This is a genomic window from Pedobacter foliorum (assembly GCF_013266735.1).
GTDB classification, from domain to species: Bacteria; Bacteroidota; Bacteroidia; order Sphingobacteriales; family Sphingobacteriaceae; genus Pedobacter; species Pedobacter foliorum.
Genome location: NZ_JABSNU010000006.1, coordinates 104192 through 118642, shown reverse-complemented (window position 1 = coordinate 118642; position 14451 = coordinate 104192). Strand labels below are relative to the sequence as shown.

9 protein-coding genes are annotated in these 14451 nt (G+C 39.1%); 6 read left to right on the top strand and 3 right to left on the bottom strand.

Annotated features, from left to right (window positions below):
* Positions 1-16 precede the first annotated feature (16 nt).
* The 6 genes from HQN83_RS13590 (at position 17) to HQN83_RS13565 (ending at position 9301) form a co-directional block, all read left to right on the top strand.
* Positions 17-2248, top strand: coding sequence for a TonB-dependent receptor (locus HQN83_RS13590; RefSeq protein ID WP_173090903.1), 2232 nt, complete (start codon positions 17-19; stop codon positions 2246-2248).
* A gap of 29 nt (positions 2249-2277) precedes the next feature.
* On the top strand, positions 2278-2937 hold the full coding sequence (locus HQN83_RS13585; RefSeq protein WP_173090902.1) for a hypothetical protein: 660 nt from the start codon (positions 2278-2280) through the stop codon (positions 2935-2937).
* A gap of 25 nt (positions 2938-2962) precedes the next feature.
* Positions 2963-3208: a hypothetical protein gene (locus HQN83_RS13580; protein WP_173090901.1), complete on the top strand. Its 246-nt coding sequence runs from the start codon at positions 2963-2965 to the stop codon at positions 3206-3208.
* Between the two features lie 78 nt (positions 3209-3286).
* A complete protein-coding gene (locus HQN83_RS13575) occupies positions 3287-6007 on the top strand; it encodes a GH116 family glycosyl-hydrolase (protein WP_173090900.1) in 2721 nt (906 codons plus the stop codon).
* A 151-nt stretch (positions 6008-6158) separates the two neighbouring features.
* Positions 6159-8486 (top strand): TonB-dependent receptor, encoded by a 2328-nt coding sequence (locus tag HQN83_RS13570; RefSeq protein WP_173090899.1) that lies wholly within the window; start codon positions 6159-6161, stop codon positions 8484-8486.
* A 5-nt stretch (positions 8487-8491) separates the two neighbouring features.
* A complete protein-coding gene (locus HQN83_RS13565; RefSeq protein ID WP_173090898.1) occupies positions 8492-9301 on the top strand; it encodes a DUF4249 domain-containing protein in 810 nt (269 codons plus the stop codon).
* Positions 9302-9317: 16 nt separating this feature from the next.
* Here HQN83_RS13565 and HQN83_RS13560 read toward each other — a convergent pair whose 3' ends face one another.
* The 3 genes from HQN83_RS13560 to HQN83_RS13550 are packed head-to-tail and all read right to left on the bottom strand — an operon-like array spanning position 9318 to position 14429.
* Entirely contained in the window at positions 9318-10382 is a 1065-nt protein-coding gene (locus HQN83_RS13560; RefSeq protein ID WP_173090897.1) for an SO2930 family diheme c-type cytochrome, read from the bottom strand.
* An 11-nt stretch (positions 10383-10393) separates the two neighbouring features.
* Positions 10394-11677: a parallel beta-helix domain-containing protein gene (locus HQN83_RS13555; protein WP_173090896.1), complete on the bottom strand. Its 1284-nt coding sequence runs from the start codon at positions 11675-11677 to the stop codon at positions 10394-10396.
* Position 11678: 1 nt separating this feature from the next.
* The gene (locus HQN83_RS13550) at positions 11679-14429 is read right to left on the bottom strand and encodes a TonB-dependent receptor (protein WP_173090895.1); all 2751 of its coding nucleotides are present in this window, start codon (positions 14427-14429) and stop codon (positions 11679-11681) included.
* Between the last annotated feature and the right edge of the window lie 22 nt (positions 14430-14451).

Sequence of the window (14451 nt, the reverse complement as noted above, 5' to 3'; positions counted from 1 at the left end):
ACAAAACTCGCAGGTAATGAAAACAAATTCTGTAAAATACATAACCATAATTTTGCTGGCATTGGCCTCACCCTTTGCTTATGGTCAGTACCGGATTTCAGGAACCGTGAAAAGTGATCAAGGAAAGGCCATTCCATCTGCAAGTGTTTTATTAAGTCCTTCAAATAAAGGAGGGAAAACAGATAGCACCGGTAAATTCAGTATTGAAGGCTTAAAAGGGAAACAGATACTGTCTGTCTCTTCAATAGGTTATAAATTATTTACAAAAGATCTCAGCTTAGATTCATCCATTTATCTGGACATTATTTTAAAGCCAGATGCAAGAACGCTTAATGAAGTAACCATTAGCGCGGGTTCTTTTGAGGCGAGCGATAAGGCTAAAGGAGCTTCGCTTACCGCAATGGATGCCTTTACTGTTGCAGGTAACAATGCTGATTTGTCTTTAGCCTTACGGTCGTTGCCTGGCGCGCAGCAAGTTGGTGATTTGGATGGTTTGTTTGTTCGCGGTGGAACAGGCGACGAAACTAAACAGTTTATAGATGGTACGCTTCTTAAAAATCCGAACTATCCAAAGGTACCGGGTGTGCAGCAGTACGCGCGTGTTAATCCAATTCTGTTTAAAGGCATACTTTTTAGCACCGGAGGTTATTCTGCATTGTATGGTCAGGCAATGAGTAGCGCTTTGATCCTCGAAAGCAATGAGCTCCCTGAAAAATCATCAGCCTATTTTGCTATTTTTCCACCCAGTTTCAATGCAGGTATACAACAGTTATCGAGCAACAAGAGAAGTAGCTATGGCGCTACGCTGCGTTACAGTAATGCAACATTTTATAATTCTATTGTTAGGCAAAAGCCTGATTATTTTAGTGGTCCGGAATACTTTGAGGGTGATGCAAATTTTAGGATAAAAACCGGGAAGACCGGAATGGTTAAGTTTTATACCAACTGGAACATCAGTGATGTTGGTATGCGTAATGCTGATATTGATAGTGCTGCATTAAAATCCAGCTATCAGGTAAAAGGAACGAGCATTTACAATAATCTTAGTTATAAAGATTATTTAGCAGATAGCTGGCAAATTGATGCAGGCTTGGCCTATAGTTACAATAAAGATCATACCATTAATGGCCTTTTAGATGCCGACGGGCAACCCGTAAATCCTCAAAATGAAGTACTAAGTTATAAGAATGCCCAGAGGCTAATCAGATCTAACTTTGCGCAGGCCAGAATAGTATTTACCAATGCATTTTCAAACAACCAGGCAATACGTTTCGGAGCAGAACATTTTTATAATCAAGATAGGGGTTTTTCTAAGGACAGCACTTTGTCTGTTACCGACAATCTATCGGCTGCTTTTGTTGAAGGGGATATTTATATGGCAAAAGATCTGGCAGCTAAAATTGGAGCTCGTATAGAGTACTCCTCACTGTTAAACAAGGCAGTTATAGCACCACGCGCAAGTTTTGCGTATCGTTTAAATGACGGCGGACAATTCAATCTGGCTTATGGCATTTTTTACCAGGAACCTTTAAACGAAATCTTGTACCAGAGCACTAATCTGAAATTTTCAAAGGCAACACATTACATCCTAAACTATACTAAAAAAGCAAGAAACCGTTTTCTGAGAATAGAGGTATACCGCAAGCAGTATGCCGACCTGGTAAAAACGGTGCCTGTTATTAGTAACGAAGGAAGTGGATATGCCCAGGGTGTAGAATTGTTTTTCAGAGATAAAAAAACGATTAAAAATCTTGATTACTGGGTAACTTATACCTATTTGGATACCAAACGTAATTACCTCAATTATCCGTTTGCGTTGCAACCTGCTTTTGCTACCCCACATACAGCAACTGTTGCCATTAAGAAGAACTTTCAGGAGATCAATACTTATGTGAATGTGTCGTATGCAGTTGCTACAGGAAGGCCGTATTATGATTTGAGATACAGTATTGACGAGAATGCTTACAAAATCTTCGATCAGGGGAAAACGAAAGCCTATAGTGTAATGAACTTACAGATTGCTCATCTTTTTTCAATCTTCGGCAGTTGGAAGCAAAGACCTGTTTCCGGGTTTAGTGTAGGCGTAAATAATGTTCTAGGGACTAAACAGGTGTTCGGCTATAACTATAGTTTGGATGGAGCCAATAAAGTGCCCATAACATTGCCTGCTACCCGATTTTTCTATGCGGGTATATTCATGAGCTTCGGTATTGATCGCACCAGCGACTTCCTCGACAAAAATCTATAAATATTTATTAACCATTAAAAACCATTAACATGAAAAAGTTAACATTAATTATCCTGGCTGTAGTATCAGTTTACTTTACTTCAGAGGCACAGGAACAAGGAAAACGAAACGCCGCATTGCAAAGTGCGGTAACAAAATTAGATCAGGCAACTAAGGCAAAAGATTTTGAGTTGCTGGAAAAAGAATTTTTGGGAATTGCAGCGCAACAACAAAAAGACTGGCTGCCGTATTATTATGCCGCATTTTGTAATGCAAAGGTAGGTTTTATCAATCAGGACGATGGCGAAAGTATAGAACCATTTAGCAATCGCGCAGAAAAGCAGGTACAAATGGCTAAGTCGCTACTCGATACAGTACAGCAAAAAAAGGAGCTTTCAGAGCTGTACACTGTGATGAGTATGGTTTACCGTACAAAGGTGTTCATTAATCCTATGACGCACGGAAGAAAATACGGAGTGCTTTCTCAGCAGTACCGTGTAAAAGCACAGGCGCTCAATCCTGAAAACCCCAGAGCAATCTATGTAAAAGCCTGGGAAATGTATAAGACCCCAAAAATGTGGGGAGGTGACAAGGAGGCTGGAAAGCAGTTGGCTACCAAGAGCCTTGCTTTGCTCCAAAATGAGAAATCAGACGTTCAACCACACTGGGGCAAAACAGAGAATCAGGAATTATTAGGTAAAAACAAATAATCATTAATAACTAAAATTTAAGATCATGGGATTCGCAGTTATCATGTTCGTACGAATACTATTTGGTGTTTGTATGGTATTTATTATCGGTTATATTTTTGGTGGGTTTTCGGGAAATCCGACCCTTGTTTCGCTCACAAAAGTTGCCGCCATACTGGCGATTGTATTGTTCATCGCGGCAAATGGAATATTGATGCGATTTGCATTCAGCAGGGGTGCTGGTGGGAAAGACGGATGGCATTGTACGGAACATAAAATGAAATTGCCATAATGTTAAGCGATTTTGGCAAATCCAAAATAATTTGATATAAACTGTTTAGTTTTAGTTAATTGAACCAGATATATCTATATGCCTAACCAATCATCCAATAGAAGAGATTTTATTAAAAAAGCCGGCTTGCTTACTGCAGGCCTGGCTGCTGTACAATTCCCGGTATGGGGTAAAAGTATTTTTGCCCTGGATTACCCATTGCACAACATCCCCACAAATAAGGGACTAGATGCTAAATGGGTAAGGTCACTTTACAACAGGGGTGAAGAGACTGCTTATTTTAAAAGTAAAAATGAATTTCAATATATTGGAATGCCGGTTGGCGGCCTCCATGCCGGAACAGTGTATGTTGGCGGAGATGGCAGACTATGGTTATGGCAAATCTATAACGAAACTTTTGAAGGTGCACAGGAAGGTATAGATCCTAAAACTGTGAATTGGAATGACGGAGCCGAAGTTAGAAAAATCCGTGCCAGGGATGGCTCTGCTTATATAGAACCTGCTATTGCTAATAATAGACGAGTTTTAGAGCAGGGCTTTGCTGTAAAAGTTGTTGTTAACGGTAAAACGTTTATTAAAGAATTAAGCGAAGAGCATTGGGATGAGATAGTTTTTAAGCCTGCTTATCCAATGGCTACCATAAAATACATTAGTAAGGATTTTCCTGTTGCAGTGCAACTAAAGGTTTATTCTCCATTTATTCCCTTAGATGCACAGAATTCTGCATTACCGGCAACCATTCTGCGCGTAGAAGTAAAAAATACTACCACTAGTAATATTAATGTTTCAGTGTTAGGCTGGATGGAAAATGGGGTTAACAAACTAACCGGAAAGGTAAATACAGGGAAAAGAAAGAATGAAGTTTTAACAGCCGATAGTTCAAGTAGTATTTTTTCTTCATTTGACGCAGCTAACGATGAGGTGAAAAATGCACAGGACAGCGGAACCATGTGTTTTAGTCTACATAAAGCAAAGGGAAAAACTTATGCTGATATTGAGCCTTGGCCGATTACCGACAAACATTTTAATGCTGCGGTTACCAGTTCGGGATCTGAAGATGCATCGGGGAAATTGGTTGGGGGAATTGAAATTACAGAAACGCTTAGCCCCGGAAAGTCAGTTAAGGCTGATTATTCAATTAGCTGGCATTTTAACAATGCAAATGTTAACCTGAAAAAAATAGTTAAGGATGCCGAAGAAGGATTTCATTATGCTACCAGATTTAAAGACGCCAAAGCAGTAAGTTCTTATTTGCAGTCGAATTTTGAAAAATTAACAAAGACAACAGAGCTGTGGAGCACCACATGGAATGACTCTACACTGCCATACTGGTTCCTGGAACGTACTTTTATTAATATTGATACTCTCGCAACAGCCAATACTTATCGGTTCGCTGATGGCAGATTTTGGAGTTGGGAAGGTGTAGGTGCTTGTGCCGGAACTTGTACTCACGTGTGGCAGTATGCACAGGCTGTAGCCAGAATATTCCCGGAGTTGGAGCGAGACTTAAGACATCGTGTAGATTTAGGTGTTGGTTTTAAGGAGGATAGCGGAGCGATTATATTCCGCGCAGAAAATGAAAGCAGACCGGCAATTGACGGACAGGCAGGTACTGTTCTTAGGTTTTATCGTGAGCACCAAATGAGTGGCGATAATACTTTTCTGCAAACCAACTGGCCAAGAATTAAAAAAGCAACGCAGTTTATGCTTGATCAGGATAAGAATGGGGATGGTATGACCGATACGCCAATGGAGAATACATTGGATGCAGTATGGGAAGGTGAGATTGCATGGATTGTAGGGCTTTGTATTGCCGGAGCAAGGGCTGGTCAGGCAATGGCAGAAGAAATGAATGATACTTCATTTGCTAAAACTTGCGAAACTTATGTAGCCAATGGCCGTAAGAATATGGAAAAGGAACTATTTAATGGTGAATATTTTATCCATAGACCGGATAAGGTGCAGGGGCGTAAAAATTTGGGTTCTTATAACACCTGTCATATAGATCAGGTTTATGGTCAGAGCTGGGCATTTCAGGTAGGGTTGCCAAGAGTATTGAGCAAGGATAAAGCCGTTGCAGCACTAAAAGCTTTATGGAAATATAACTATACTACTGATGTAGGTGCATATATAAAAACCCATGTAGGCGGCAGGCCGTATGCATTGCCGGGCGAAGGGGGAATGATAATGAACACGAACCCTCATAATGAGCCTAAACCATTTGGAGAGAATGTAACCTGGCAACTGGGATACTTCCATGAGTGTATGAGCGGATTTGAACATCAGGTAGCTGCGCATTTGATGGCAGAAGGTATGGTTGAAGAAAGTTTGGTTCTAACCAGATCTATTCATGATAGATATCATGCAGCAAAAAGAAATCCATTTAATGAGATTGAATGTAGTGATCATTATGCCAGAGCTATGGCAAGTTATGGCACATTTATTAATGCCTGTGGTTTTGAGTATCATGGCCCTAAAGGCTATATTAAATTCTCACCGGCCTGGAATGCAGAAAACTTTAAAGCACCATTTACTTCGGCCAATGGCTGGGGCAGTTATGGGCAGAAAAAGACAGGAGCTAAGCAGTTGCACACTATAAACCTGAAATATGGTGAGTTGCAATTACAGGAACTAGCCTTTAATAAAATAGGTTCGGGTACTATTAAATCAGTGTCTGTAATGTTAGGTGCTCAAAATATTCCTGTTCAATTAAAGCAGGATGGTGCTGAATTGCGGATTATGAGTAATAAGAAGATTAATGTTAAAGCTAATGAAAGCTTAAATATTACTTTTTCTTAATAGCTAGGCGTTTTATTGTATTCAGCTCTTTTAAAATACAGTTCGAAAGGGTTTTTGTACGCTTCATCACTTATTTTACTTGCCTCATCACTTTTTTGAGTGTGATAATGAGTTAATATGATAGTTTTGTGCTGTTAATTATTAAAACAGCATGAAACTATTTCTCTTTTTTCTATTATTCTCTGTCGCTTCTACTCCATTTTATTTATCAGCACAACAACGTTTTGCCATAAGCGGTACCGTGAGGGATGCTTCGACCGGAGAAACATTAATTGGAGCTACTGTAAAATTGCAAAGTCCGTCTCAAAATACAGGTATAGCAACAAATGCATATGGGTTTTATTCGCTTACCGCAGCTGAAGGTGAGTATAGCCTCGTTATAAGTTACAGTGGTTATCAAACGAATACCCAAAACATTACCTTAAACAAAGCGTTAAAGTTTAATATCGAACTTAAAGCGGTTTCAGATTTACAGGAGGTTGTAATAAGTGCCACTGAACGGAAGAATGAAAATGTAAAGAGTCCTCAGATGGGTTTGAATAAAATCGATATGAAAGATTTGGACAATGTACCTGTACTGTTAGGAGAAAAAGACGTTTTAAAAACCATACAATTATTGCCGGGTGTAAAGGCTGGTGGAGAAGGAAATACCGGCTTTTTTGTTCGTGGAGGTGCAGCAGATCAAAACCTGATACTTTTAGATGAAGCTACAGTTTATAATTCATCACACCTTTTAGGTTTCTTTTCAACCTTTAATGCCGATGCGATAAAGGATGTAAGCTTGTACAAAGGAGGGATGCCATCACAATATGGTGGCAGATTATCTTCTGTACTTGATGTTAAAATGCAGGATGGTAATGATAAGGAATATGGGTTAGAAGGTGGATTAGGGCTTATCGCTTCCAGGATAAAAGCAGAGGGGCCAATCGTTAAAAATAAAAGCTCCTTTATGTTTAGTGCCCGAAGAACTTATATAGATCTTTTGCTTAAAGCTTCAGGCGATTCAGCATTAAAGAACAATACATTGAACTTTTATGATATTAATGCCAAGGTGAATTATAAGTTTGATGATAAAAATACATTGTTTCTTTCAGGCTATTTTGGACAGGATAATATTGGAATCAAAGATCTTTTTGCTAATGATTGGGGTAATACAACAGCCACCGTCCGTTTAAATCATGTGTTTAACAACAGATTGTTTTCAAATACATCATTAATTTTTAACAAGTACAGTTATGCCATTCAATTGCTCGACGAAAAAAGCAGTGCGGAGGTAAAATCGCTGATCAGAGATTTTAATTTTAAAGAAGACCTCCAGTATTACAGTAGTAATCACATTTTAAGGTTCGGACTACACGCAACACATCATAGAATAGCACCATCTGATATTACTACATCGGCCAATTCAAGCTTTAACCCACTTTCAATAGAGAATCGTTACGGTTTGGAGTTTGCAGCTTACGTATCAGATGAATGGACAATCAGTGATAAATTCAATATTTTGTATGGCTTAAGACTTAGTCAATTTTCCCTTCTAGGACCCGGAACAATTAATACTTACAACGGTTCAGGAGAGGTTAGTTCATCATCAACCTATAAAAGCGGTGAGTTTGTTAAAAATTACTTTAATCTTGAGCCACGTTTTTCAGCGAGTTATAGCTTGAGTGAGAAAAACTCAATAAAGGCATCTTACAACCGCAATACACAGAATATTCATATCCTTACTAATTCGAGCACTAGCTCTCCAACAGATCAATATGTGATGAGCAGTAATAATATTAAGCCGGAGATTGCGGATCAGGTAGCACTAGGATTTTTCAAAAATAGTGAGAGCAATACATTTGAGTTTTCGGCCGAGGTTTATTATAAATGGCTGCAAAACCAAATAGACTATAAAGATGCTGCCGAACTTACAGCAAATAAAGATGTAGAATCTGAATTGTTGTATGGACAAGGAAGGGCATATGGCTTGGAACTTTATGGTAAAAAAAGTAAAGGTAAACTTACCGGATGGCTTAGCTATACGCTTTCAAAAACCGAGCGTCAGTTTGATAAAATCAATAACGGCAAGTATTTTAATGCAAAACAAGATCGTACACATGACCTGGCTTTAGTTGCCATGTACAACCTTAGTCGCCGATGGTCGTTGTCTGCCAACTACATTTATAGCACAGGTAATGCTGTTACCTATCCTGCCGGAAAATATAATGTAGGTGGACTTACCACTTATTATTATACTGAAAGAAATGCAAACAGAATGCCGTACACCTCTCGTTTGGATATCGGTGCAACATTAAAAGCTAAGGAAACTAAGAAATTCAAATCAAGCTGGACATTTAGCGTGTACAATGCATTAAACCGTAAGAATCCTTATGCTATCCAATTCAGAGATAAAGAGAATGATCCAACACGTACTGAAGCAGTACAAATCAGTCTTTTTGGTATTATTCCTTCAGTAACCTATAACTTTAAATTTTAACAGTGATGCTAAAAAAAATCCAATATTTAAGTCTATTAATTGCTGTGTCTTTTAGCATCAGCTCATGTGAAAAGGTAATAGATGTTAAGCTTAATACTTCTGCAAACCAATTGGTGATAGAGGGTAATATAACCAATAAATTGGGGCAACAAACGATAAAAATAAGCCAGTCGGTACCTTATACTGAAACTAATACTTATCCTGTAGTTAAGGGGGCTATAGTAAATGTAACTGATGACAAAGGTAGTTCATGGATCTTTACTGAAAGTGCTCCTGGTAGCTATACCTTTGGGCCGTTAAAAGGGGAGCCAGGGCGTACTTATACGCTTAAAGTAAATGTAAACAATACGCTTTATACGGCCTCTTCAACCATGCCCGACTCAGTGGTAATTGATTCGCTCGATGTTAAGGTGTTTACGTTTGGAAGCAAAAAACAGAAGCAGGCGCAAGTACATTATAAAGACCCTGCCGGAGTTGCCAATCAGTACAGATTTGTGTTAAAAGTTAATGGCAATCAATCAAAGCGTGTTTATGCAGAGAATGATCGTTTTACTGATGGAAATGATGTACCTGCTGTTTTGTTTTATGCGGGGAAAAATGATGATGATAATGAGCTAAAAACAGGGGATAATGTAGATGTTGAAATGCAGTGTATAGATAAGAATCTATTTACTTATTGGAATACGCTAAGTCAGCAAACGCAAGGTAGTCCTGGAGGAATAACACCGGGTAATCCACCTTCAAATATTAGCGGTAATGCTTTGGGGTACTTTAGTGCACATACAGTTAGCAAAAAGGAAATGGTGGTTAAATAGTGAAGTGTTTATGAAATTATTTTAAACTGTTGATCCAGTCCCTGATTAGCTTTATACCCTCTTTATGAGGAAGGGTTCTGGCAAGCTCAGGCATTGCTGTACCTGGTTCAATACTATTCATTCTATAGGCCAAAATAGAATGAGTAGCATCTCCAGGAATGATATCATAATCTAATCCACCTGCACCACCACCGGCAGATACTGGGGCTTTTCTTATTCCTAAATGATTAGGATTGGTCTGCTCGTATTCTAAAAACAATCCTGTGTTGTATGCATCGCCCCCTTTGGTATGGCAATGTGCACAGTTGATGTCGAGGTAGGCCCTTGCGCGCTGATCCAGACTGTAGTGCTTTGCATCAAATGAGTTTGGTAAAGCAGCTACGACTCCTGTATCAGGTAATCCTTTTAACACTCCTTTTACTGCCCATGACTTAAGTTGATTGATGCTTTGCCCCGCAACGGTAATGTTAAGATTTCTTGCTTTTGGACCAATTGGAATCAATACATCATTTTTAATGTGGCAGCGCTTACAATCATTGGTGTTTGGCACCTGATAATTTGTTAAGAGCTTGTTGCCATCATTATCTAATAGTGTAATAGGGATTTTAGCTCCTGTAATGTGTTTAACTGCCTCTGTTTGTTCCTTATTCCATAAATAATTCATAACCTTCCAGTTCTTGTCAGTTGGGTCTTTAACCAGCAATCTGGTTTCAATCATTATCTTCTCATGATTAACATTCGTGTAGGCAAAGTTTTTTACAATGATGGTTGAGTCTGGAAAATCAAGTGCACCTTCTTTGGTATACTTCATTGCTGTGCCTTTTGGTAAAACAATGAAGCGGTCTTTAACAGCATAATCAGTAAAGAGAGCAGTGCTGATGTCGTAGTGCAAAACCCCTTCATTAGGATTAAGATCCTTTAGCTTGTTTTTAAAGAAACCATAATCAGATAGTTTTTCTTTAAAAACAAAGCCATTGTTTTGTACTGCCTGACCTGTATTGTTTTTACATCCCTGTCCGCTTAAAATTGAAAGTGAGATACTGAAAAGGAGAATAGACCCCAGAAGATAAGTTTTACGCATTGATACTAGTTTTACTTGCAGATATAAGGGGTGATGTCGGTGTTTGGTTTCCAGTTCTTAGGGTTGCTGATGTTTAAAAAGTCAGCGTTTACAAATAGGTTGTCGCCCGTTTGCTTTATGCAAATAGAATCCGGATTAACCCCTGTTCCTTTAGTTAACATATTGCTCGAAATACCATCATACATAATGAAAGGGATTCGTTTGTTTTTTCTTGTTGGATCACTTGCATTTAGCTGTTGCTCAACTGCTACCAGAATTTTTCCGATACGGTGCTCATAAGCTGCTTCAGGAAATTTAGGTCCCATTTCAATTGTATTGCCATGAATATTAATGTTTTTAGAAATAGGGAAGTAGTTGTCGTTTATTTTCTCAGCGGCCTTCTCATCAACTGCAAAACCGGAAGCGATGGTTATAGAAGATGAATTGTTGTTGATAATTCTGTTGTTATAAATCTCGATGTCTGATGCTGCCAATATAATGATACCACTTCCTGGCGAGGCATTACCAACGCCCCATGAGGTACCAAAGCTGCCGGCTTTAGCAAAGTTTCTGAAATTGTTGTCGTGGATGTAATTGTTGTAGGCTTTAACATGACCACCTTTTTTGGAAAGATCTGGTAGGTCGAATACTAAGAAACCTGCGGTATTATTGTAAAATTCGTTGTCATATACCTGTGCATTAGAAGTGTTTTCGATCTCACAACCGGCAACATTCTTGGCCGCCTTACAGTTCCTTACTACTGCACTATCTGTTTGCCCTACGTAAATACCTGCATCAGAAGAACCTTCTGTATAACAGTTTTCTATCAGTACATTTTTGCACATTACTGGGTAGATAGCATAACCACCACTGGTCGAATCGGCTTTACTCCAAACGGCGTGTAGATTGGTAACTGTTACATCACGGCTCTTGTTGATTTTTAGCAAGTCTCCTTTAGAATCGCGAATAGTCATGCCATCAATTACAAAACCTTTTACGTCGGTTACCCTGATGCCTTCGCCACCCTGGCTCTGTTCTTTAAAATCAAGAATAGTTTTGTCATGTCCCTCGCCTTGGATCATAATGTGGTTTACCTGTGCGATGCTAAGGTTGTCGAATTTATAAGTGCCCTGTTTTAATAAAATCTGGGTACTGTCTTTTATCGACAAGAAAGCTTCGGCAATTTTTTGCTCTTCCCCTGGCTTAAAGGTTAGTGTTGTTTTGTAGTTTCCATTTTGCTTCGACTTATCTCCTGTGCAGGAAAATAAGGCAGCTGTAAGAAGAAACGCTATTAGTAATGATGGTATGGTTTTCATATTAAAGGATGTTGTATGCATAAGTTACATAATAGACAGCGCCAATATTTGGGTTGGCAACGCCGGTTGAATAGTATTTGTTGGTAATGTTTGTTGCGCCTAGTCTAATTCCAGAACGTGCTTTGATAAGTTTATAACTTACCTGAGCATCGATAACTGCCGAACTTGGCACTCTGCCTTCAGCTAAACCACCCGAAACAACGTAGAAGTAACCTGGTTTATAGCGTAGGGTAGTGCCAAATGACCATTCCTGCTTTTTACCAAAACCACTGTTGCCAAATTCCATGTTAACATGGTAATGAGGGGTGTTAAAGTTATTTACCTGACTGTTGTTTTTGTTTTTAATGTTGTCTGAAAAGTAGTTTACTTTGGCTAAGAAGTTATGCGATAAGTCTACACTAACACTTGCTGCATAGCCATAGGTATTTACCGTTTGGCCACCATTAAAAGCAATGTTATACTGCACATAAGTGCTGTGATCTTTAAAGGCATTTACATCATCAGTTCCGGGGGTATTTGCTACGTTGGCATAACCGATAAAGTTTTTCCAGGTAGAGAAATATCCCAATACATCAAACATTACTCTCTTGCCAATTAATGCCGCATAACCTAATTCAAAAGCATTTACAGATTGAGGTTTGATATCATTATACTCGAATCTTTTTAAATCTGATGCATTGCCTGATTGTTGATACTTACCTACACTTTCAAGTGTGTAAGGCGGGTATTTATTGAATTGATAAGTGTCGTTTAGCAAGAATGAAGAACCTCCTGATGAGTAGCTGTTAAATCCACTAAGGGTATTCTGTAAAGCTTGAATGTTTGATGGAAAGCTATAAGCATTTTGATAAGAGAAACGGATAAAGTTTTCCTTAACAGGTTCATATACAGCCGAAGCTCTTGAGGTTACTTTAGGCGAAGAGAATAACGTGTTTTTGTCGTACCTGAAAGAGGTGCTTAGACTCAATCTGTCTTCTGCCAGTTTTTTTGCAAGCTGAATGTATGCGCTGTACTCTTTTACATTAATTGGTTTATCCTTATCAGGGAATAAAGTGTTTTTACTGTTTAAGCTATATAAGCGCCAGTTAACTCCGGCTATTACACTCATAAACTTAACAACATCTGTAAAATTGTATTGCGCTTCGGCATTGTACAGCTTGCTGCGGTCTAAGAATAAAGTACCACCCTGTGAAATTGGGGTATTGGTGATTTTATCTTTAAGTGCAAGGAATTCTGGTGAGCCTAATTGTGCACGTCCCTGATCTGCAAATGCCCTGGCAGCTAAATGTGCATCACTTAAACTGGCTCCTCCGGCAAGTGAAGTTAATAAAGCGCCGGTATATTCAGGATACCAGCCTCCTGTAGCTCCATCCCAACTTGTTTTCCATGCTTCATTAATGTATTGGGCTGTTGGGCCGGCAATTATGGTGTTTCCAGAGTTTTCTGAAGTAGTATAAGCACGTACAAACCAGTTGTTGCTTTTCAGTTCAGCACGGTATTGGCCAACTTTAAAGTTCTTTAGTTGGTAGCGGGTGTCATTGGTATATACAATGTTTCCTGTACCATAAGTGCCAGACACGATGGCTTCTAGTTTAGAGTTTATTTTATACCTTAATTCTGCATTTACCTTAAATAACTTGGCCTTGTTATCAAGATATCCATATTCCGGATATCCTGTTCTGGCTACATAGTTAGGCTTAGCAAGTAAAGGTTCAATGAGGGGAGCAAGGGACGGATCCCCTGCTAATGCTCCCTGTAAGAACGGATTAATATCTGCATTGGTAGCTCCTCCATAAAAGTTTACACCATTGTAGTTTGGGTCTGTAAATCTGTTTCCCGGACCGTTTTTGTTGGTGCTGTCGGTAGCCACCCAGTCGTTTGCCTGAGTATATTGAGAGTTAATTTTAAAGGCCAATTTTTCGTTGATCTTTGTGGCATAGCGTATTGCCCAATCGTAATATGGAGAAGGAGATACGGGATCATAAGAATTACTGTTTTTAACATGGTTTACCCCTTGTGTAATCAGTACGCTTAAGCCCTGGTATTTAAATGGATCCTTTCCGGTCATTACCATAGTTCCATTTAAACCTCTTGACCCGTAAAGAGCAGATGATGCACCTGAAAGTACCTCAATATTATCTACATCAAGTTGGGTTAAACTAATAGCAGAACCTAAAGGGAAGTTAAGACCTGGTGCCTGATTATCCATCCCATCTACAATTTGGGTAAAGTTGGTATTACCGCTGGTATTAAACCCCCTGGTAGAAATACTGGTGAAACCAATACTGGAAACAGTTACATCAACGCCTTTTAAACCCTGAATCATGTCCATGTAGTTTAGTTGGGGTGAGTTGCTGATTTCCTTGCTGCTGATTTGTTCTATCGTTACAGGAGATGAAAGCTTTTTCTGTACAACTCTACTGGCCGATACTACCACTTCCTGCCCAAGTATAGAGCTCGGATTAAGAGAGATTTCCAATGGGGTAGAGGTACTCTGTACATCGATTTCCTTAGTTTCAAAACCAATAGAAGAGATGATGAGCACAACAGGTAGTTTCTTTTTAATGGTCAGTTGAAACTTTCCTCTGTCGTCGGAGTAAGTGCCCTCCGAGGAGTTTTTTACAAGAATCGATACCGCCGGTGCAGCCTCCTGTGTGGCGCTGTTTTTAATCGTTCCTTTGATAACCTGAGCGTTTAGGTTGGCAAATGAAAAGAGAAAAGGGATCAATAAAAATAGTCTGGTTACTTTCATTGTGTTTGGTTTTGGTTAGTGC

Bases quoted from the DNA above. Each gene is read 5' to 3' on its own strand.
- HQN83_RS13590 (WP_173090903.1), top strand. From the start codon at position 17: ATGAAAACAAATTCTGTAAAATACATAACCATAATTTTGCTGGCATTG.
- HQN83_RS13585 (WP_173090902.1), top strand. From the start codon at position 2,278: ATGAAAAAGTTAACATTAATTATCCTGGCTGTAGTATCAGTTTACTTT.
- HQN83_RS13580 (WP_173090901.1), top strand. From the start codon at position 2,963: ATGGGATTCGCAGTTATCATGTTCGTACGAATACTATTTGGTGTTTGT.
- HQN83_RS13575 (WP_173090900.1), top strand. From the start codon at position 3,287: ATGCCTAACCAATCATCCAATAGAAGAGATTTTATTAAAAAAGCCGGC.
- HQN83_RS13570 (WP_173090899.1), top strand. From the start codon at position 6,159: ATGAAACTATTTCTCTTTTTTCTATTATTCTCTGTCGCTTCTACTCCA.
- HQN83_RS13565 (WP_173090898.1), top strand. From the start codon at position 8,492: ATGCTAAAAAAAATCCAATATTTAAGTCTATTAATTGCTGTGTCTTTT.
- HQN83_RS13560 (WP_173090897.1), bottom strand. From the start codon at position 10,382: ATGCGTAAAACTTATCTTCTGGGGTCTATTCTCCTTTTCAGTATCTCA.
- HQN83_RS13555 (WP_173090896.1), bottom strand. From the start codon at position 11,677: ATGAAAACCATACCATCATTACTAATAGCGTTTCTTCTTACAGCTGCC.
- HQN83_RS13550 (WP_173090895.1), bottom strand. From the start codon at position 14,429: ATGAAAGTAACCAGACTATTTTTATTGATCCCTTTTCTCTTTTCATTT.